Source organism: Pseudonocardia sp. 73-21, from assembly GCF_001899645.1.
GTDB lineage: Bacteria > Actinomycetota > Actinomycetes > Mycobacteriales > Pseudonocardiaceae > Pseudonocardia.
In genome coordinates, this window is record NZ_MKVV01000001.1 from 27,772 (window position 1) to 47,097 (window position 19,326).

Annotated in this window: 21 protein-coding genes; 3 read left to right on the forward strand and 18 right to left on the reverse strand. The window is 72.8% G+C overall.

Annotated features, from left to right (window positions below):
- Positions 1-78: 78 nt before the first annotated feature.
- From BGP03_RS00135 to BGP03_RS00145, 3 genes are all read right to left on the reverse strand, one after another.
- Positions 79-981: a cation diffusion facilitator family transporter gene (locus BGP03_RS00135; protein ID WP_296369047.1), complete on the reverse strand. Its 903-nt coding sequence runs from the start codon at positions 979-981 to the stop codon at positions 79-81.
- Between the two features lie 86 nt (positions 982-1,067).
- A complete protein-coding gene (locus BGP03_RS00140) occupies positions 1,068-1,811 on the reverse strand; it encodes a CbtA family protein (RefSeq protein ID WP_296369049.1) in 744 nt (247 codons plus the stop codon).
- Positions 1,812-1,833: 22 nt separating this feature from the next.
- Positions 1,834-2,049 carry a CbtB domain-containing protein gene (locus tag BGP03_RS00145; RefSeq protein ID WP_296369051.1) on the reverse strand — a complete coding sequence of 72 codons (216 nt, stop codon included), beginning with the start codon at positions 2,047-2,049 and terminating at the stop codon, positions 1,834-1,836.
- Positions 2,050-2,168: 119 nt separating this feature from the next.
- Here BGP03_RS00145 and BGP03_RS00150 point away from each other — a divergent pair, with 119 nt between their 5' ends.
- From BGP03_RS00150 to BGP03_RS00160, 3 genes are all read left to right on the forward strand, one after another.
- Complete coding sequence (locus BGP03_RS00150; protein WP_298800645.1) at positions 2,169-2,744, forward strand: histidine phosphatase family protein; 576 nt, start codon at positions 2,169-2,171, stop codon at positions 2,742-2,744.
- 207 nt (positions 2,745-2,951) lie between these two features.
- Positions 2,952-3,986 (forward strand): class I SAM-dependent methyltransferase, encoded by a 1,035-nt coding sequence (locus tag BGP03_RS00155; protein ID WP_296369430.1) that lies wholly within the window; start codon positions 2,952-2,954, stop codon positions 3,984-3,986.
- A gap of 187 nt (positions 3,987-4,173) precedes the next feature.
- Complete coding sequence (locus BGP03_RS00160; protein WP_296369055.1) at positions 4,174-5,712, forward strand: glycosyltransferase family 39 protein; 1,539 nt, start codon at positions 4,174-4,176, stop codon at positions 5,710-5,712.
- Here BGP03_RS00160 and BGP03_RS00165 read toward each other — a convergent pair.
- From BGP03_RS00165 to BGP03_RS00235, 15 genes are all read right to left on the reverse strand, one after another.
- A complete protein-coding gene (locus tag BGP03_RS00165; RefSeq protein ID WP_296369056.1) occupies positions 5,696-6,805 on the reverse strand; it encodes a hypothetical protein in 1,110 nt (369 codons plus the stop codon). The genes BGP03_RS00160 and BGP03_RS00165 overlap by 17 nt on opposite strands.
- Positions 6,778-7,650, reverse strand: a complete 873-nt coding sequence (locus tag BGP03_RS00170; protein WP_296369057.1) for a F510_1955 family glycosylhydrolase — start codon at positions 7,648-7,650, stop codon at positions 6,778-6,780. The genes BGP03_RS00165 and BGP03_RS00170 overlap by 28 nt, the downstream gene beginning before the upstream one ends.
- Complete coding sequence (locus BGP03_RS00175; RefSeq protein ID WP_296369058.1) at positions 7,647-9,203, reverse strand: multicopper oxidase family protein; 1,557 nt, start codon at positions 9,201-9,203, stop codon at positions 7,647-7,649. Before BGP03_RS00175 ends, BGP03_RS00170 begins: the two co-directional genes overlap by 4 nt.
- A gap of 82 nt (positions 9,204-9,285) precedes the next feature.
- A complete protein-coding gene (locus BGP03_RS00180; RefSeq protein ID WP_296369059.1) occupies positions 9,286-9,912 on the reverse strand; it encodes a DUF305 domain-containing protein in 627 nt (208 codons plus the stop codon).
- A gap of 54 nt (positions 9,913-9,966) precedes the next feature.
- A complete protein-coding gene (locus BGP03_RS00185; protein ID WP_296369060.1) occupies positions 9,967-10,410 on the reverse strand; it encodes a hypothetical protein in 444 nt (147 codons plus the stop codon).
- A 50-nt stretch (positions 10,411-10,460) separates the two neighbouring features.
- Positions 10,461-11,984 (reverse strand): apolipoprotein N-acyltransferase, encoded by a 1,524-nt coding sequence (gene lnt, locus BGP03_RS00190; protein ID WP_296369061.1) that lies wholly within the window; start codon positions 11,982-11,984, stop codon positions 10,461-10,463.
- A 2-nt stretch (positions 11,985-11,986) separates the two neighbouring features.
- Complete coding sequence (locus tag BGP03_RS00195; RefSeq protein WP_296369063.1) at positions 11,987-12,676, reverse strand: redoxin family protein; 690 nt, start codon at positions 12,674-12,676, stop codon at positions 11,987-11,989.
- Positions 12,673-13,314 (reverse strand): TlpA disulfide reductase family protein, encoded by a 642-nt coding sequence (locus BGP03_RS00200; protein WP_296369064.1) that lies wholly within the window; start codon positions 13,312-13,314, stop codon positions 12,673-12,675. The genes BGP03_RS00195 and BGP03_RS00200 overlap by 4 nt, the downstream gene beginning before the upstream one ends.
- On the reverse strand, positions 13,311-14,132 hold the full coding sequence (locus tag BGP03_RS00205) for a cytochrome C biosynthesis protein (RefSeq protein WP_296369066.1): 822 nt from the start codon (positions 14,130-14,132) through the stop codon (positions 13,311-13,313). The genes BGP03_RS00200 and BGP03_RS00205 overlap by 4 nt, the downstream gene beginning before the upstream one ends.
- Complete coding sequence (locus BGP03_RS00210; protein ID WP_296369068.1) at positions 14,129-14,623, reverse strand: cytochrome c-type biogenesis protein; 495 nt, start codon at positions 14,621-14,623, stop codon at positions 14,129-14,131. Before BGP03_RS00210 ends, BGP03_RS00205 begins: the two co-directional genes overlap by 4 nt.
- Complete coding sequence (locus tag BGP03_RS00215) at positions 14,616-16,601, reverse strand: cytochrome c-type biogenesis CcmF C-terminal domain-containing protein (RefSeq protein ID WP_296369069.1); 1,986 nt, start codon at positions 16,599-16,601, stop codon at positions 14,616-14,618. Before BGP03_RS00215 ends, BGP03_RS00210 begins: the two co-directional genes overlap by 8 nt.
- Positions 16,598-17,032 (reverse strand): cytochrome c maturation protein CcmE, encoded by a 435-nt coding sequence (locus BGP03_RS00220; protein WP_296369071.1) that lies wholly within the window; start codon positions 17,030-17,032, stop codon positions 16,598-16,600. The genes BGP03_RS00215 and BGP03_RS00220 overlap by 4 nt, the downstream gene beginning before the upstream one ends.
- A 114-nt stretch (positions 17,033-17,146) precedes the next feature.
- A complete protein-coding gene (ccsA, locus tag BGP03_RS00225; RefSeq protein ID WP_296369072.1) occupies positions 17,147-17,896 on the reverse strand; it encodes a cytochrome c biogenesis protein CcsA in 750 nt (249 codons plus the stop codon).
- Positions 17,893-18,579, reverse strand: a complete 687-nt coding sequence (locus tag BGP03_RS00230; protein ID WP_296369074.1) for a heme exporter protein CcmB — start codon at positions 18,577-18,579, stop codon at positions 17,893-17,895. Before BGP03_RS00230 ends, ccsA begins: the two co-directional genes overlap by 4 nt.
- The gene (locus BGP03_RS00235; protein WP_296369075.1) at positions 18,576-19,298 is read right to left on the reverse strand and encodes an ABC transporter ATP-binding protein; all 723 of its coding nucleotides are present in this window, start codon (positions 19,296-19,298) and stop codon (positions 18,576-18,578) included. The genes BGP03_RS00230 and BGP03_RS00235 overlap by 4 nt, the downstream gene beginning before the upstream one ends.
- Positions 19,299-19,326 lie beyond the last annotated feature (28 nt).

Below are 19,326 nucleotides of genomic sequence, written 5' to 3' on the forward strand. Positions count from 1 at the left end.
CGTGCTCGCTCCAACCTTCCCTCCGGAGAACGCGTGGAGCGGACGGAGGGTGCGGCTGCGGTGACGGTCCGTGGACGGTCAGGGGCAGATCGTCTCGTGGCCGGCGTGGGTGACCGGCTCGATCTGCAGCGTGGTGTGGGTCAGGCCGAACTGCTCGCGCAGCGCCTCAGCCGCGACGTCGAGGACCCGGCCGTGGTCCGGTGCCGCGTCATCCCCGCCGGACAGGACGAGATGCGCCGACGCCGCGGGGGTGCGGTCGTTGATCGTCCAGACATGCAGGTCGTGCACGTCCGCTACGCCGGGCACGGTCAGCAGGGACCGCCGCACGGCGTCGACGTCGACGGAGTCGGGTGCGCCTTCGAGGAGGATGTGCCAGGCCTCGCGGACGAGCCGGACCGCGCGGGGCACGATCAGGGCGACGATCGCGAGCGAGGCGACGGTGTCGGCGTACGGCCACCCGGTGGTGATCAGCACGATCGCGGCGGCGAGCACCCCGACCGAGCCGAGCGCGTCACCGAGGACGTGCATCGCGGCGCCCCGCATGTTCATGTTCTGCCGGTCCCCACCACCGAGGATCAGCAGCGAGACGATGTTGCCCAGCAGCCCGAGCACGCCCACGACCAGCATGGGCACGCCGGGCACATCCGCGGGATCGGAAAGGCGTTGCACGGCCTCCACTGCGATCCACGCGACGACCGCCAGCAATGCGAGCGCGTTGAGCCCCGCCACGAGCACCTCGACCCGGCTGAACCCGTAGGTCCGCCGGGCCGTGCGCGGACGGGCGGCAAGTACCGTCGCGACGAACGCGGCCAGCAGCGCCCCGGCGTCGGTGAGCAGGTGCCCGAGATCGGCCAGCAGCGCGAGGGAACCGGTGAGCGCGGCCCCGACCGCGCCGAGCACTGCGGTGAACAGGGTCACCCCGAGCGCGGCCCCGAGCCGGTGGCGGTCGTTGTCGGACGAGTGTCCGTGCCCGTGTCCCATCGCTCCACCCATCTACACATGCGAATGTATGCATGATTTATACCAAGGCGGGCAACGGGACTCCAACTGCGGGCTCGCGTCCTCGGTCAGCTGATGGCCGGGAGTCTGGCGTCCACCCACTGGTCACACGCGCGCGTGCGGTCGACCAGCGCGCCGAACGTCAGTCCGAGTGTGGTCCACAGCATGAGCTGCCCGCCCAGCGAAGCCAGCCGGAACCCGTAGAGCAGCGGAGCGGGGAAGGTGTCCGGAGTCTCGATGATCGCGGGCATCAGATACTCGATCACGCCGATCACCGCGACGTACACGGCGACGCCCACCAGTGTGGCGTTCCAGGTTCCCAGTCGGCTGGTGAGTTGTTGCCGCAGGGCGATGCCGGCCAGTGCGACGAGGACGGAGGCGAGAACGAGAACGAGGTACAGCCCGGTCCGCTGGGAAATCGTATCGCCGTCGTTGGAGCCGGGCGGGTTGGCCGGGTACTTGACGAACGGCACGACGAACACCACGAGGAACCCGATCAGGGCTAGCACCGCGGCCATCGCCCTCGGTGTGAGCCTGCCGAGCCGTCCCTGGGCCAGGGTGTAGACCAGCGCGAAGATCCCGCCGATCGCTACTCCGTACACCACCACTGCCGTGGCGAGGCCTGCGGTGGACTGGACGCCGCGGGACACCAGCTCCATCTCCGGTGCATCGCCCGACGCGGCGGCGGCCTGTTCCTCGAAGGCGATGCCTCCGTTGACGCCGGGCTCGCCGAACACGAGGGCGAACAGCAATGTGGCCAGGCCGGCCAGCAAGCCGGCGATCATGCCGCGGATCAGGAGCCTGCTCATCATCACGTGTCCTGCCTGCCGGGTGTCAGTGACAGGGGAAGCCGAGCAGGTGTCGACCGTCGTGGACGAACTCGTGGATCATGTTGCCGGAGAACACGGAAGTCGCTCCCTGGTCCATTCCGACCAGGTACAGCAGGCTCAGCATGATCACTCCGGCGAACACCGCCCACGGCAGCACCTCCCTCAGAGGCACCGAGGCGGGAACTGCGGACTCCGCCGCGGCGGCCAGCGACTGGGTCATGGCGGACCCTCCTGTGGGCTCAAAGAACCGATATATGAACAAGTTCTCATATGGTGACGGCCTCATCGACGACTGTCAACGACCAGACAGCGGCAGGGTCGGCGGCCTACCCTGTGCCGGTGAGTGCCCGCCTGACCCTGGTGGCCCACGGCTCGACCCGGGCCACCACCGCCGCGGCGTTCGGCGACGACGAGCCGCTCGACGAGCGCGGCCTGGCCACGGTGATCCGGGCCCGCGCCCGGCTGGGCCGGGTGAGCAGCGCGGTGTCGTCGCCCGCCCTCGCGTGCCGGCAGACGGCGTCGGCGCTCGGTCTCGACGCCGTCGTCGATCCGATGCTGGCGGACTGGGACCTGGGCCGGTGGCGTGGGCGCACGCTCGACCAGGTGGCGGCCGAGGAGCCGGCCGCGATCAGGGCCTGGCTGGGCGCGGAGACCGCCGCCCCGCACGGCGGCGAACCGCAAGCCGGACTGCTCGCCCGAGCTGCCGACTGGCTGTGCACGATCCCCGAGCGCGGGCACACCGTCGCGGTCACCCACCCGGCGATCGTTCGAGCGGTCGTCGTTGCCACCATGTCCGCTCCGGCGGCGGGTTTCTGGAGGATCGACATCTCACCCCTGACCGCCACCGTCCTGCGCGGCGGCCCGGAGCGGTGGACCGTGCGGTCCACCGGCTTGCCCCTGGACCAGGAGATCTGAACGGCGCGGCCACTGGACGCCCGCGCGGGTCGGAGGTGGCCGGACGGGACCGCTGTGCCGTCTACTATCATCCGTAGTAGTTGCAGTGTCCTGAAGCGGTCCCCTGATCGGGCCGGGCCGGATCGGGTGAGGCGCTCCCTGTTCGGCGTTCGCCTGAGTTGATCACTGTGGTCGAGTTGGAAGAGGAGATGAGTCCGCGTGACCTTCATGCCCCCTGTTGAGCGAGCCGTGACGTTCCTGCGCGGCGCGGTGGCGGCCCGGACCCCGCAGGCGGCCCAGGGTCGACACATCGATCCGATCGACCATCCCGCGGTCGACCCCGCATCGTGGGGCGCCGGGTATGCGACGGTCTTCGCCAGCCCGGAGATGGCGACGTTCCGCAGCAATCTCACGCTGGGCGCCCGCGAGATCCGGGAGTCCGTTCTGGACGATCTGGCGACCTACCACGGCATATCCGCGGACGATGCGCTCAAGCGGTGCCTGGACTGGGAGCAGTACAGCGTCGAGGAATGGCGGTCCGCCGGCGCGGACGAGGACTCCGGCAGGCTGGAGTTCTACCGCACCATGCAGTCGTGGAGCTTCGATCTCCTGTGGTGGGCGTACCTGCAGGCCGAGATGCACGCCGAGCCCGCCAGTGTGGTGGCGCTGCGCTTCCTCCAGGCGAATGTCGCAGGACGCCGGCACCTGGACTTCGGTGCCGGTGTCGGTGCCACCGCCCAACTCTTCGCCGCGACGGGATGGACGAGCACCCTCGCGGACCTGTCGTCCACGCTGCTCGACTTCGCCAGGTTCCGGATCGAGCGGCGGGAGCAGGACGCCCGCTACATCGACCTGCACCGGCAGGGGTTGCCCGCCGGCGCCTATGACGCGATCACGGCCATCGACACGCTGGCGCACGTGCCCGACGTCCATCGCACGGCCTGCGAACTGCACGGTGCGCTCGTGCACGGCGGGGTGCTGATCGCGAATTTCGACGTCCGCTCCCCGGCGGCCGAGACAGCGTGGCACCTGCACGACGACGATCTGCGGGCCCGGCATGATCTGCAACGGGCCGGGTTCCAGCCCATTGCCCACCTCGGCGGCGGTCTCGTCGCCTATCGGCGGGTCGACGACTACGGGCTGGTGAAGGTCCGGCGCACGGCCTGGGACTGGTTCACGCTGGTGAGCCCGCCACGGAGGATCAGCCGTGCCGTGCCCCGCGTGCTGTTGACCAAGGGGCGCACCCTGCTGGGACCGCAATGACATCGCGGACCGCACTCCGACCGAAAGGCCTGCCCCATGTCCCCGCTGCACCCCCGAGCACAGATACGACGCGTTCCGTGGTGACGGTCTGCGGCCGTCCGACCGGGCGAGACCATGGAGGGGTGCGATGGTGAGGTCCGTGTCGGCCCCCGGCCGCCCTCGTGGGGGTCACCGCGAGGAAGCGATCATGCCGCTCCCCACCCTGCATGGCGACCCGCTCGGGCGCTGGACGCTGGCCACGGTGGGTGTGGTCACGGTGCTGTCGGTGGTGCGGGCCGTACTGCCGATGCCGTGGTTGGGCGACATCTGGCGTCCCGCCGATACCGCGAGTATCGCGCACAACTTCTTCGTCGGCGGGATGAACCTGTTCTATCCGCAGATCGACTGGGGCGGTGCCGGCCCCGGTTATGTCGAGGCCGAGCTGCAGATCCTGCCGTGGCTGTCGGCGGCCCTGTACTTCGTGTTCGGTGAGCACGCGTGGGTCGGCCGACTTGTCTCGATGGCCTTCATGCTCGCCGGGGCCGCGGCGTTCTGGTCGCTCGGCCGACGGATCCTGCCGCCGGACGCCGCCCGGTGGGCGCTGATCGCCTTCGTCGTCTCCCCGGCCGTCATGACCTGGGGCAACGCGTTCATGCCCGACGCGACCGTCCTGTCGTTCTACATCGCGACGCTCGCCTGCTTCCAGCGGTGGCTGACGACCGATCGGCTGCCGTGGCTGGCGGCCACAGCTGCGGCGGCGGCGATGGCCGCGTTGGCCAAGCCGACTTCCCTCCACGTGTTCCTCACATTGCTCATCTGGGTCCTGATCGCGGCACGGGACCGGTTGCGTCGACCGTCCCTGTACCTGGCCGGTGTCGCCGCTCTGGTTGCTCCCGCGCTGTGGCTGTGGCATGCCCGCAACCTCTACCTCACCTACGGCAACACCTTCGGGCTGGCGTCCGGTGGCGACAGCAAGTTCGGCAACATCGGGTACTGGACGTCGAAGCTGTTCTACACCGGGAACGTGACGATCGAGACCCTGCTCATCTTCGGTGTGACCGGTGTACCCCTCGCCGCACTGGGTGCGTGGTTGGCCTGGCGGCAACGCGGGCCGGTCATCCTCGCCGCGGGAATCCCGGCACTGGTGGTCTTCTACTTCGCGGTGGCCCGCTACAGCCAGGAGGAAGGCCCCCAATACCACATCTTCTCGTTGCCGTTCGCGGCCATCCTCACCGGCATCGGTCTGGCCGGAATCGGGCAGTGGCTTCGTCGGCGCTCCACGGCGACGGTGCGGGTCGGTCTGGCCGCTGTCGCGGTGCTCGCGCTGTTCGCGGCGAGCGCGAACGTCCTCGCCCAGTCCTTCCGCGACCGCAGCGGTGTCTACGGCACGTGTTCGAGCCTGCTCGCGCAGGTCTCGGCGCCGACGGACCTGGTCATGGTGAGCACGACCAGCGAGTCGACCGTTCGTGGGCTCCCGAACAACTTTCAGGAGCCCACCATCTTCTACCTGAGCGGCCGGAAGGGGTGGAGCCTGGCGGCTGATCAGCATCAGCCGGCGATCGTGCGGGACTATGTCGGCCGGGGCGCGAAGTACCTCGTCGTCTATGACCCGTCCCTGGTCCCAGCGGCGAGCCCCCTCTCGGGATGGCTGTCGAGGAACGCCGAGCAGGTCCGTTCGTCAGCCGCGGACGGATGTGACATCTGGAGGACCCGACCCGACGCGGCCACCGTCAGCGCAGGAAGCTGACGTGCAGGTGGTCGTAGTGGCCGCCCACCGGGTCGGACGGGTCGTAGACACCGCCCCCGGTGTACTCCTGCCCCCAGCCGCCGGAATCGGGACGACCCGGCGTCCAGATGCGGCCCTGCCAGATCACGTAGGAGACCTGCAGGGTCGCGGCGTTGCTGCGGAACCAGCCCGCCGCACGCCATCCGTTCTCGAGATCGACGCCCGTGGCGAACCGGCCGGCCATACCGGGGAAGAGGTCGCATCCCTTGCCGAGCGGGTGGTCACTGGTCGGGTTCGCGGGACGAGGGGCGAAGCACCCGGCCGACCGGATCATCCGGCCCTTGCGGAGCCCACCGAACGCGGATTCGGCCTGCATCAGGGCACTGCGGGTGACCGCGGTGACGCAGCCGTTCGTCGTGGGATCGTCCGCGACGCAGCCGGGGGGCGCGTCGGGGAGACCCGCCACGGCACCGGCCGGGACGCATGGTCTGACAGGGCCCCCGGCCGTCGCTCGGTCGACCCCGGCGAGCAGGTCGGCGGCGTCCTGCTCCCAGCGGGCGTAGGCGAGGGGGAACGCCGAACGCTGAACGGACTGCGCGGCTTGCCACAACGGCATCGTCGTCCAGCCGGGGATGGTGACGAGACGGGTGAAGAACTGCGTTGCGGCATAGTCGGGGGTGAGGATCTGTGCGGGGGAGCCCCACCCCTGCGAGGGCCGTTGCTGGAAGAGGCCGAGGGAGTCCCGGTCCCCGTAGTCGAGGTTGCGCAGCCCGGATTCCTGCAGCGCGGTGGCCAGCGCGACCCAGAGTCCCCGGTCGGGCACCTGCAGGCGGCGTCCGGTGGCGACGATGACGGCGGCGTTGCGGCGTTGCTCGTCGTCGGCGGCGGCGGGTCCGCTCGGGTCGATGGGTACCGACCCCGCCTGGTCTGTACACGTCGCGGTGACCGCCGACGGCCACCCGGCCATCCACAGGACGGCGGCTGCACCGACGGCGAGGACCCCGACGAGCAGCGCGACGACGGCCAGCATCCCTGCGAGCCGGAGCAGCCCGCGACGGACGGCCAGCGCGGCGAAGGTGCCGCCGCTCAGCCCGTCGCGGCGATGTCCGTCCACGTCCTTCCCGCATCCTCGGTGGAGCGCACGGCCCGGTCGGTGGCGACGACGTACCGGTCGGGACCGAGGACCGCGAACGCCTGCGGCGCCCCGCCCGCCGAGGTTCCGCCGGTCCACGTCGTGCCCGAGAACGCCCACGGGGTGCCCGCAGCATCCACGCCCGCGAGTGTGGTGGAGCCGCCACCCCCGATGCGCGGCGCGTGCCCGATCAGGATGAGCGGGCGGGGTGGCTGCACCGGCAGCGCGGCGAACGTCCGCCCGCCGTCGGTGCTGGTGAGCAGGCCCTCGGCGGTGGTCGCGATGACCCGTTGTCCGCTGTCCGGATCCGCGGCCAGCGCTCCCACGTCGGTGACGGTGGCGCCGTCGGCCCAGGTGCGGCCGGCGTCGTCGCTGCGCAGGATCGTGCGGCGCGCGGGGTCCCAGCCGTAGACGGTGCCGCCGCCGGCGGACAGGGCGTGGAAGTCGGTCTCGCCACTCAGGGAGACCGACTTCCAGCTGGTTCCGCCGTCGTCGCTGCGGATCAGACCGAGATCGGCCGGTCCCGGAGCGTCCGGTCCCGGGTGTCCGCTGCCCAGGAAGGTGTCGGGTCCGACTACGGTGAAACCCATCGTGTCCTGCACGGGGCCGGGCACCCGGCTCGCGCCGCTTGGCCCGAGCCGGAAGATCCCGGTGTGCGTGGCGGCGTAGACCTGTCCGTCGGCCGGATTGTTGCCCAGGCCGTGGACGTGGACCAGCCCGCCGCTGCGGTCGCCGCCGGGGGAGCCGGCATCGGAGCCCCGCCCACCGCATCCCGTCACCAGCAGGAGGAGCAGCGCGGCTGCCGCCGCGGGTCCGCTCCTGCTCACGGCAGGTAGGACACGACGGTCATCATCCCGGACTCCCCGTGGTAGACGTTGTGGCAGTGGGTGAGCCATTGTCCCGGGTTGTCGGCGTCGAAGTCGACCTCCACCGTCCGGCCGGGCAGCACGTTCACGGTGTCCTTCCGTGGTCCGGCCCCGTCCGGGGTGACCACCTGAAAGGTGTGCCCGTGCAGGTGCATGGGATGGAACATGGTGGTGGTGTTGGTCATCCGCAGCCGTACCCGCTGTCCGGAGCGCACCGGCAGGCCCTTGTCGGGGTCGTAGGTCTGGCCGTTCATGGTCCACGCGTAGCCCGGCCCGGGCCCCTCCAGCGTGAGGGTGTGCGTGACGTCGGGGTCGCGCGGGGCGAGCCGGACGGCGTCGGTTGCGGCCAGCCCGTTGACGAGGATCGCCGGGCGACCCGACAGCGCGGTGGTGGCCGCCCCGACGTCGGGGGCCCTCCCGCCGCCCGGCTGCAGCACGACCTGAGCGCTCGCGTTCTTGCCCTCGGCGATGCCGAGCAACGGCACCGGGGAGCTCGGCATCGTGAGGATGGCGTCGACGCGTTCACCCATGCCGAGCAGGACCGCGTCGGCCGCCGTCGGGGTGACCGGGTAGCCGTCGGTGTGGGTGATGGTGACGGGGCTGCCCGGGACGCCGACCCGGAACGCGGTGTCCCCGCCGATGTTGATCAGCCGCAGGCGGATGCGCTGCCCGGGCCTCGCCCGGAACGAGGTCGGGGCCGCGGCGGTGCGCCCGTTGGCCAGGTAGTGGGGGTAGGTGACGTCGCCGGCGTCGCCGCCGAGCAGATCGGAGCGGGCCATGCCCGACATGCCCGACATGCCCGACATGCCGCCCGTGCCGCCGCCCATCCCGTTGGCCTTCAGGTCAGTGAGGACCTGGTCGGGGCTGCGACCGGTGCCGTCCACCCAGTCGTCGAACACGACCACGAGTTCGTGGTCGTAGCCACCGGGCTCCGCGGGGTCGTCGACGATCAGCGCGCCGTACAGGCCGCGGTCGAGCTGGGTGCCGACGTGCGGGTGGAACATGTAGGTGCCCGGATGGGGCACGGTGAACCCGTAGTCGAACGCGGCGCCCGGCGCGATCTCGGGCTGATTGAGGACGGGCACGCCGTCCATGTCGTTGCGCAGCGCGATGCCGTGCCAGTGGATGGTGGTGGGTTGCGGCAGGTTGTTGGTGAGCCGGGCCTTCAGGAGATCCCCTGCGGTGACCCGGATCTCCTTGCCGGGCAGGGCTCCGCCGTAGGTCCAGGTGGTGACGGTCCGGCCGCCGATGTCGACGGGCCCGACGCGGGCGTCCAGCGCCAGGTCGACGGTCCGCTGTCCGGCGGTTCGGCGGGCCGTCTCGGTGGCGGCCACCTGTGGCGCCGAGGAGGCGATGCGGTCGACGGGCAGGGCGGTGGTGCTCGACGTGGCCGCCGGGGAGCCGCTGGAGCATCCGGCGAGCAGCAGCCCGGCGCCGAGACCTCCGGTGGCGGTGAGGAATCGGCGCCGGGTCATCGCGGGGGGTGGCTCGGTGCGGTGGATCAGTGGATTCATGGTGTGTCCTGGCTTCGCAGTCGAAAGGGACGTGCGGGACGCGGGGTGGGCCCGGAGGGTGCCGGGCCCACCCCGGCACCGGTCAGACGGTGGTCAGCAGCTGCTTCATGGTCGTGATCTCGGCCTGCTGCGCGTCGATGATCTTCTGTGCGAGAGCCTTGGCCTCGGGGTTCTGGCCGTCGCGCAGCTCGGTCTGCGCCATCTCGACCGCACCGTTGTGGTGCTCGGTCATCATCTGCAGCCACATGCGGTCGAACGCCGCGCCGTTGGCGGAGTCGAGCTGCTGCATCTGCTGGTCGGTCATCATTCCGGACATGCCCGATGTGCCGCCCATTCCGCCCATACCGGCCATCCCCCCCATGCTGCCGGTCGGTGCGGCCGCGACGTTCCAGCTGCTCAGGAAGCCCTGCATCTGGGTGATCTCCGGGCCCTGGGCCTGCTCGATCTGCTTGGCGAGCTCGATCACCTTCGGTGAGGAGGCCCGGCCGTCCACGAGCTGGGCCATGGCGACGGCCTGCGTGTGGTGCGGGATCATGCCCTGGACGAAGGCGATGTCGGCGTCGTTGTGCTGGACTGTGGCCGACGACGACGCGGACGGGGCGCCCGCACCGGTGGTGGACGTGGCGGCCGGCGCCGAGGTGCCACATCCGGCGACGGCGACGGTGGTCAGGGCGGCGATGAGCACGCCGATGACGGACTTGCGGTTCACGGTTTTACTCCTGCGGTGTCATGGAAAAGTCGGATCAGCGGATGCGCTGTCCGATCAGTTCCGCAGCACGCAGAGCTGGGCGAGACGGACCGCGTGGGACGGGGGAGGCCTCGATGGGTGGGCGGAGACGGGCATCGCCGGAGGATGCGGGGCCGGGTCGTGGCGCCACAGCATCATGCGAACGATGACGAGCAGCCCGAGCAGGATCGCCATGGTCATGATCGCCAGGCACAGGTGCATCAGGGAGTGCGGCATCGGCATGGGAGCGTCCGAGGGCTTGCCCGACGACACGATCTCCGGGGCATCGCCGACGTGGTCGACCGGGTGGACGGCCGCCGGGTCGTGGATGACGGGAGCCGCGACGCCCACCGACGCACCCGTCATCGGGCCGGCCTGGTCGTGCACCGGGGCGACGGTGGCGTGCATGGCGACGACACCGAACAGGGTGGCGAGCACGAGCAGGACCCGCTCCCACTGCCGTTGCCGCATATCGCCCACGATCTCCACCATAGCGCGGCCGGACGTCGCCGGGCTCTCGTGGTGGGGCGTCACGCGCCTTCCCCCGGCCGGCGCCGGACGCGCGCCATCGCACCGACCGCGAGCAGGACGAGCCCGGTGAGGACGAGGACCGGCGTGTCACCCGTCGCTGCGTAGGGCGTGAGACCGGTGCGCAGGGGTACCTGTGCGCGCAGGAGCGACGGGGTGCCGAGCCCGCTGCGGTCGACGACGGTTCCGTCGGGCAACACCACCGCCGAGTAGCCCGTGGGGGCGGCCTGCAGGACGGTGCGCCCGAACTCCCGGGCCCGCAACCGGGCTGCGGCCAGCTCGATCGCCGGCACCTCCTCGGTGGTGTAAGAGGCGGCGTTCGTGGGCACCAGCAGGATCCGTCCTCCAGACGTCACCGCGTCCCGCACCCGGTCGGCGAACAGCACCTCGTAGGAGATGACGACGCCCAATGGGCCCGCGGGTGAGCGCAGCAGCGCCGGTCCCTGCCCGACGATCGCGTCGCGCGGCACGAGCGCGGTCAGATCGGTCACGCGCTCCAGCAGGGCGCGGGCGGGGATGTACTCGCCGAACGGCACCCGGTGCTGCTTCTCGTAGCGGTCGAGGCGCCGCCCGTCAGGTCCCCACAGCACGGCCGCGTTGCGGAACCCGGAGCCCTCGGCCTCGACGACGCCCACGACGACCGGGGCTCCGAGCGTGCGGGCGAGCGCGGCCGTTCGGGCGTCGGCGGCGGTTCCGGCGACCGGGCCGGTGACGGTGACCACGTTCTCGGGGAACAGGACGAGATCGGGACGGCCGGTGATCCGCTGCGCGGCGGCGAACTGCCGGTCGGTGGTGGCCTGCGGGTCGGTGAACACGGCGCGCAGGCCACGCGGGCCGCCGCCCTGCACGACGGCCGCGTCCAGCGTTCCGGCGGACGTGGTGGTGATCGCCGCCCCGGTCCCGAGCACGACGGCCAGCGCTGCCGTGATGCCCGCGACCACAATCAGGCGGGCGCGTGCTCGCAGCACCACGACCGCGGCGACGGCGACGCCCGCGGCCGCCGCGGCGGCGGTGACCAGCAGGGACCCGCCGAGCGGAGCGGCCAGGGCGAACGGGCCGCCTGCCTGGCTCAGCACCAGCGCCGGCAGGGGGAATCCGCCGAAGGGGAAGCGGGTCTGGGCGGCGTCGAGCAGCGCGAGGACGAGCGGCGCGGCCCACCAGCCGCCCGCCCACCGTCCGGTACGGGCGGCCGGGACGAGTGCCGCGGCGGCGGCCAGCATTCCGGTCTCGAGCAGCGCGATGCCGACGTAGCCGGGTACGGCGAAGCCGTTGAGCCACCACAGGCCCGGGCCGAAACAGGCGACCCCGCTCGCCGTCCCCAGTAGCACCCGCGCGCGCAGCCCCCGGCCGTACAGGGCGATCGTCCACGCCGCGACGCCCAGCGACAGCAGCGGCCACCATCCCCGGGGCGGGGCGGCCAGTGCCCACGCACCGCCCGCGACCAGTGCGAGCGGGACGGCGACGCGGAGCGGGGCCGTCCCGCGGACCTCGTCGTCGGGTGCAGCGATGTCGATCTCCTCGGTCACGGTCAGGGCGTCCCGTCCAGGTAGCGCCGCACTGTGCGGTCGATCTCGTCGGGACTGCGGAACGGAAGTGGCGGGTCGACCCGGCTCACCGACCCGTCGGGGCGGAGCACGTAGTTCGACGGGATGGCGAACGGAACCTCCAGCGCGTCCCAGAGCGCGCCCTCGGTGTCGACCACCGACGGGTAGCGTGCCCGCAGCTCCCCGAGCAGCCGTAACGCGGCCGCGGCGTCGTCGCGGACGTCGATGCCGACCACCGCGACCGCGCCGGGCCGGGCGGCGTAGGAGTCGAGCACCGGGATCTCCTCGCGACACGGCCCGCACCACGACGCCCACACGTTGAGCACCGCGGGCCGCCCGGCGAGCGCCGTGGCCAGGTCGACCTGCCCCGGCGCCCCCAGGCACGGCACGACGATGCCCGCCAGCGGCCCGGCGGGTGCCGACGCGCCCGGCAGCGGTGCGGGGCACGGCCGGAGTCCGGTCGCGCCCCGCAGGGCCGCCACCTCGGGTCCGGCCGGCGCGGCCATGGTCGAGGGCCCCTCGACGCGCCAGGGCGCGCCGGTGGCCGGTGTCCCGGCGCCCGCCGCAGGCTCGGTGGTGCGTGGCCAGAGCGCGAACACGCCTGCCGCGGCCAGCACGACGACGATCACGGACCACCGGGCCTCGGGGGAGCGCAACAGGGTTCGCACGGTCACCGGCCTCCCCGCAGCGGCGCGCCGGCTCCGGGCTGGACCGGCCCGGAGCGGACCGACGCGGGTGCCCTCCCGGCCAGTACCGCATCGAGGACGCCGGCCAGGAGCGGGTAGGTGGCACCTCCGGTGATCTTGGCGGCGACCGTGCCCGAGCGGTCGATCACGAACGTCTCGGGCACCCCGAACAGGCCGAACTCCAACGCGGCCCGCGATCCCGGATCGGTGACGTAGCGGTAGTCGCCGCCGCCGCGGCCCAGCTCGTCGAAGAAGGCGACGGCCGCGGAGGCGGAGTCCTGGTAGTCGACCCCGACGAAGGTGACACCGCTGTCACCGTACTGGCGCGCCGCGCCGACCAGCGCCGGATGCTCCCCGCGGCATGCCACGCACCACGACGCCCAGAAGTTGACCACCACCACCCGTCCGCGCAGGGCGACGAGCGACACCTGGCCCGTGCCCTCCAGCAGGGGCAGCGTCACCGCGGGGGCGGGGCGGCCGATCAACGGGCTGCCGACCAGCGTGGGGTCGGTGCCCAGCCGGGACCCGAACACCGCGCCGACGCCGACCGCGCCGGCTCCGACCAGTGCGGCCGACCAGCGCAGCAGGCGCCGCCGGGGGACACGGCCGCCGAGCAGCTCGCTCACCGCGAGCCTCCCGCGCGGCCGCGGGCGGTGTCGGCGAGCTGCTGGACCTGGGCGGCGACCTCCGGGGCGAGGGTCTGCCGCTGCAGCTGGGCGAGGGTGGCCAGCGCCGTCGCCGGGTCGTTGCGACCGTCGAGGGCGATGACGGCGCGGAACCACAGCCCGTCCTGCTGAGTCGGGTCGACGGCGAGCGCCTGGTTCACCGAGTCCCACGCCGGGCCCTCCTGGCGGATCAGCCACAGCAGCCACCCCAGGTGGGCGAGGCCCTCGGCGTTGCGCGGCTCGCGGCGCAGCGCGTCGAGGTAGTGGCGCATCGCCGGGTCGTACGTCCCCTCCGCGACGTAGCGATCTGCCAGCGCGAGCCGCATGCCGACCACCCCGGGGTTCGCGGCCACGACCTGTTCCAGCTGGGTGTCGGTGATCCGCGCGGTGGGGTCGAGCGGAGGCGCACCGGAGGCGGTCATCACCTCGTTGCCCGTCACGAACCCCCCGGTGGGCCGGGTGAGCACCGAGTCCGGCAGCAGGACCAGCCCCGCGACCAGCACGGCCACGCCCGCCAGGCTGTACGCCAGCGTCCACGCCCGGCGACCCGGGCGGGCCGGCTCGACGGGTGCGGCCGGCTCATGGCCGGCGCCGGCGCCGGCGTCGAGGGCGCGCAGGGCCTGGTCCGCTGTCGCCTCGTAGCGGTGACGCAGCGGCTCCGCAGCCGCGGCCGGGATCTCCCCGGCCGCGACCTGGGCGTCGAGCTCGACGATGTCGCGCACCGCCTGATCGGCCAGCTCGTGCAGCTGGGCCCGTGGTGTAGCGGTCGATGCCGTCATGGTCCGTCCTCACCGTCGGGGTGGATCGTGGCCCGGGCCCGGGCCACCGCCGCGTCGACGCGGGCACGGTCGAGCGGGGCGGGCGGAGCCGGTGCCGGTCGGTCGCGCCCGCGCGCCCGGGCCCACACCAGCGCGGCTCCCGCGACCGTGGCGCCCACCGGCAGTACCCACAGCAGCAGGGTGGTGCCGCGCGCGGGCGGGTCGAGCCACACCCAGTCGCCGTAGCGGGCTCTGAAATAGCCGATGACCTCCGCGTCGCTGCGCCCGGCCGCCACCTGCTCGGACACGACCTGACGCATCGCTGTCGCGGTGTCCGATGGGGACTCCGCGATCGACACGCTCTTGCAGACCGGGCAGCGCAGCTGCAGGGCGAGCTCCTGCACCCGGTCCGGATCCGGGCGGCCCGCGGAGATCAGCGTCACCACGCTGATGGTGAGCAGCCCGAGGACGGCAACGGCGACGGCGACCGACGACCATCGGCGCTCAGGCATCCGATCCCACCTCCGCCAGGGGCTCCGACGGCGGTGCGGCCCTGCGGCGCACCCGGCCGGTCAGTGCCCACAACCCGCCGGCCATCATCAGCCCTCCGGCGACCCACAGCCACACCATCAGCGGGTAGCGGTAGAGGTTGAGCGTCACCCGCTGCGGGTCGAGGCCGCCCAGCGTCACGTAGACGTCGCGGCCGGCGGTGGACCAGACCGACGGGTTGCCGACGGCCGTCGGTTGGTTGGGGAACGCTACGAGCCGCGGCTGCGCGACCCGCACGACGGGGCCGTCGGGGCCGCCGTCGCGCAGGACGATGTGTGCGTCGGTGACGAGCCGGTCGGCCTCCGGGTGCTCCTCGCTGACCTCGAAGGTCACGGTGTAGCCCGCGAAGGCGACCGACTGGCCGCGGTCCAGGCTGACGGTGGCACGCTGCGCGAGGCCGCCGGAGACGGCGATGGCGACCGCGGCCAGGGCCACCCCGAGGTGGGCGAGCTGCCCGCCCCAGTAGCCACGCTGCCCCCGCACCAGCCGCACCAGCCCGACGGGCGTCCGGGCCGGTGCGGTGACCAACAGCTGGCGCACGGTGGAGCCGGCGACCGCCGTGGCGATGGCCACGACGGCGACCACCCCGGGGGAGCGCACACCGGCCCAGACGACCGCGGCGCCAGCCGCGGCTCCGCCCAGTACGGGATGGCGCAGACGGGTCCACATCACCGCGGCCGTGGCGCGCCGGTACGGGGTGACGGGGCCGATCCCCATCGCCAGCAGCAGGGCGAAGCCGAGCGGCACCGCCATCCGGTCGAAGAACGGACGCCCGACCGACACCTGTGAGCCGGTGAGCGCCTCGACGAGGATCGGGTAGGTCGTTCCGAGCAGCACCACGAAGGCGAACACGCTCAGCAGCAGGTTGTTGACCAGGAAGACTCCCTCCCGGCTGGCCACCGACTCGGGCCGGGTGAGCGAGGCGACCCGTTCGGCGCGCAGCACGATGAGGGTGAAACCGGCGACGACGACCGCACCGAAGAAGGCGAGCAGCGCGGGCCCCACGGGGGACTGGCTGAAGCTGTGCACCGACGCGACCACCGAGGAACGGGTCAGGAACGTGCCCAGGACGGTGAGCGCGAACGTGGCCAGGACCAGCACGAAGTTCCAAGCCTGCAGCATGCCGCGACGGACCTGCACGACCGCGGAGTGGATGAAGGCGGTGGCGACCAGCCACGGGATGAGTGCGGCGTTCTCCACCGGGTCCCAGGCCCAGTAGCCGCCCCAGCCCAGCACCTCGTAGGACCACCAGCCGCCGAGCACCAGCCCGCCGGTGAGGAAGCTCCACGCCACCAGGTTGGCCCGCCGGGTGCGACGCAGCCAGTCCACGCCGCCCTCCCGCAGCAGCAGGGCCGACATCGCGAACGCGAACGGCACCGTGAACCCGACGAAGCCGAGGTAGAGCATCGGCGGGTGGAAGGCGACCATGATGTGGTCGGCCAGGATCGGGTTCGGCCCCGGCCCGTCCGCGGGTGGGTCCGGCAGGATCTCGAACGGGTTGGCGGCCATCGTGATCAGCCCGAAGAAGAACGCGCCGACCAGCCCGAGCACGCCGAGCGCCCCGGTCCCGAGCCGGTCGGCGGTGCCGGGCACCCCGCGCAGCACGACCGCGGTGTAGCCGGCGAGCACCAGCGCCCAGAGCAGCAGGCTGCCGTCCAGGGCCGACCAGGCACTGGTGATGGTGAACAGCAGCGGCGTGGCCCGGGAGTGCGTCTCGGCGACGTAGGAGACGGCGAAGTCGTCGGTCAGCAGCGCCACCTCCAGCGCGGTCATCGCCAGCGCGGCGCCGCCGACCATGCACCACACAGCGGCGCTGAGCTGCCGGCGGCGCACGGAGTCGGGCCTGCGCTGGGCGCGCAGCCCCAGCACCGCGAGCACGATCGACCCGGCGAGGCCGAGCATGGCGCCGGCCCAGCCCGCGGCCGGGACCGCGAGCGTCATGACCGGGCCCCCTCGGCGGGGGGCCGGTAGTTCTCGTCGTGCTTGACCATCATGGTGTCCGCACGGAACACCCCGCCCCGCCACGCGCCCTCGACCACCACGCCGATGCCGGCCGCGAACAGCTGCGCCGGAGCACCGCGGTAGTCCACGGGAAGCGATGGGCTGCCCGGCACGGTCCCCGAGGTGACGACGAACCGCACGCCGTCCGCGGTGGGGGTCACGCTGCCGGGGGTGACCAGCCCACCGAGCTGGAACCGGCGCCCGTCCGGGTAGTCCGGGTGCTGGGCCAGTGCCTCGGTCGGGGTCAGGTAGTAGACGAGGTTGCCGTTGAGGTTGCCGAAGACCAGCGTCCCGGCCAGCACGGCCAGCACGCCGATCGCCGCGACGGCGAGCAGGCGGTAGCGCGACCGGACCCGGGCGGGCGCGGACACGGCGCTCACCGCGCGCCCCGACGTCGCACCGCCACCGCCGCGCGGACGAGCACGGCGAGGTAGCCGACGAGAGCCACACCGGTCGTCCCGTAGCCCAACGCCACCCATCCCCACTCAGACATGTGAACCCACCTCCGGCGCGGAGACGGCCGCACCGGCCACCGGGCGGTAGCGCGTCTCGTCGTCCGCGTCGAGTGCGTCCCGCGCTGCCGCGATACGGCACCGGGTGCGCACGAACAGCGCGTGGAGCAGGGTGAACGCGAGCACGCCGAGCAGGAGCGCGATCAGCATCGTGTGGTCGATGGCCGGATCGGACGGGCGCAGCACCGTGGGCGGCTGGTGCAGGGTGCGCCACCACAGCACCGAGAAGTGCACGAGCGGGACCTGCGCGAAAGCGACCACGCCGAACACGGCGGAGCGCCGGGCCCGCAGTACGGGATCGGGGATCGCGCGGCGCAGCGCCAGATAGCCGAGGTAGACGAAGAACAGCAGCGCGGTCGTCACGAGCCGGGCGTCCCAGGCCCACCACACCCCCCAGGTCGGGCGACCCCAGATGGAGCCCAGTGCGATGGCCAGGCCCGTGAAGAACACCCCCACCTCGGCACTCGCCGCCGCGAGCCGGTCCAGGCCCGGCCGCCGCCGCCGCAGCCAGCCCACGCTCGCGGCGAGGGTCACCGCGTAGCTGAGGTACGCCGCCCAGGCCGCGGGTACGTGCACGTACATCAGGCGGACGAGCTCCCCCTGCACGTAGTCAGGTGGCGACATCATCGCCGCCGCCAGCGCGGCCACCACCGCGGCCGCGGTGACGGCCGGCAGGCGGCGGCCGAACAGCGGCCCGCTGCCGGGATGCGGATCGGGTGTCATGCCACGTCCTCCATGTGTGTGGCGCACCACGCGGCGAGCAGCGCGGCGACGAGATCGACGGTCACGACGAGCAACAGCCACGGCCACGGCGGGCGGTCGTACCGGGCGGCGTTCAGCACGCCGGTGGCCCCCAGCAGCAGCGGCACGGCGATGGGCGCGGTGAGCAGTGGGCCCAACGACGTCCGCCCGTCCAGCCCGGCGGCCAGGGCGTCGGCGATGCTGCCGAGCACCGCGAGGCCGCCCGCGACGAGGACGAGCACGGGGAGCAGCCACGGCCACCCGGTCAGGTCGGGGTTGTAGAGCAGGACGGCGACAGGGGCCAGCAGCAGCTCGAACCCGAGCAACAGCGCCACGTTGCCCAGCGTGCGGCCGGCGAGCAGGATCCGTGGGCCCACCCCGGTCAGGGCCAGCATCGCCCGCTGGTGCGGCCCGTCCACGGCGCTGCCGCGCAGGGTCACCAGCACTCCGAACAGCAGCACCACGAGCCAGTACAGGGCCGGACCGAGCTCGGCCAGCAACGGCGTGTCGACACCGACGGCCAGCGGGGCCAGCAGCAGGGCGACCGCGCCGAACGGGGCGATGACCAGCAGCGCCTCCCCCGAGCGTCGCTCCACGCGGAGGTCCTTGGCCGCCAGCGCCAGGCACCGGGCGAGCGGGGTCGGGGTGGTGGTGGGTCGGCTCACCGGGCATCCACCGCCTGTGGCTCGGGACGGGCCCGGCCGTCGACGATGCGCACCAGCCGGTCGGCGACACCCGTGAGCCGGTCGGGCTCGTGGGAGACCAGCACGCAGGCCCCGCCCCGGCCACGGACCCCGGTGACGACCTCGTCGACCAGCTCCACCGCGTCCCGGTCCAGACCGGAGTGGATCTCGTCGAGCAGCAGCAGTGACGGTTCCGCGAGTACCACGCGCGCGAGTTCGGCGCGGCGTGCCATGCCCTGCGAGCAGCTCTCCGCGCGACGATGCGCGGCGCCGGCGAGCCCGACGAGAGCAAGTGCCCGGTCGGCCGATCGTTCCTCGCGTCCGGTGAGGCGGGCGACGAGGTGCAGGTTCTCGGCCAACGTGAGCTGCGGGTAGAGCGCGGGCAGATGGCCGACCAGGGCGATCCGTGGCCGGACGGCGATCGTGCCCGGGCCGCCGAGCTCGTGACCGAGCACCGCTCCGCGGCCCCTCGACGGCCGGACCAGGGTGGCCAGAAGGCGCAGCAGCGTGGACTTGCCCGACCCGTTCCCGCCGAGTACCCCGATCACCTCACCGGCGTTCAGGACGAGGTCCAGGTTGCGCAGGATCGGGGTGCGCCCCACCGTCACCGCGATCCCGTCGAGCCGCGCGCACGGCTCGTCGGCCGGCCGGGTCGTCGCGACGACGCCCGGCTGGTCGCGGGATGGAGCGGTGTGCGGCATGTCGTCCCCGGCTCGGCGTCGTCGTGTG

Excerpts from the sequence above, each read along its gene's own strand:
- BGP03_RS00140 (WP_296369049.1), bottom strand. The coding sequence starts at position 1,811 with ATGATGAGCAGGCTCCTGATCCGCGGCATGATCGCCGGCTTGCTGGCC.
- BGP03_RS00175 (WP_296369058.1), bottom strand. The coding sequence starts at position 9,203 with ATGAATCCACTGATCCACCGCACCGAGCCACCCCCCGCGATGACCCGG.
- BGP03_RS00205 (WP_296369066.1), bottom strand. The coding sequence starts at position 14,132 with ATGACGGCATCGACCGCTACACCACGGGCCCAGCTGCACGAGCTGGCC.
- BGP03_RS00155 (WP_296369430.1), top strand. The coding sequence starts at position 2,952 with ATGCCCCCTGTTGAGCGAGCCGTGACGTTCCTGCGCGGCGCGGTGGCG.
- BGP03_RS00235 (WP_296369075.1), bottom strand. The coding sequence starts at position 19,298 with ATGCCGCACACCGCTCCATCCCGCGACCAGCCGGGCGTCGTCGCGACG.
- BGP03_RS00160 (WP_296369055.1), top strand. The coding sequence starts at position 4,174 with ATGCCGCTCCCCACCCTGCATGGCGACCCGCTCGGGCGCTGGACGCTG.
- BGP03_RS00145 (WP_296369051.1), bottom strand. The coding sequence starts at position 2,049 with ATGACCCAGTCGCTGGCCGCCGCGGCGGAGTCCGCAGTTCCCGCCTCG.
- BGP03_RS00210 (WP_296369068.1), bottom strand. The coding sequence starts at position 14,623 with ATGCCTGAGCGCCGATGGTCGTCGGTCGCCGTCGCCGTTGCCGTCCTC.
- BGP03_RS00135 (WP_296369047.1), bottom strand. The coding sequence starts at position 981 with ATGGGACACGGGCACGGACACTCGTCCGACAACGACCGCCACCGGCTC.
- BGP03_RS00215 (WP_296369069.1), bottom strand. The coding sequence starts at position 16,601 with ATGACGCTCGCGGTCCCGGCCGCGGGCTGGGCCGGCGCCATGCTCGGC.
- ccsA (WP_296369072.1), bottom strand. The coding sequence starts at position 17,896 with ATGACACCCGATCCGCATCCCGGCAGCGGGCCGCTGTTCGGCCGCCGC.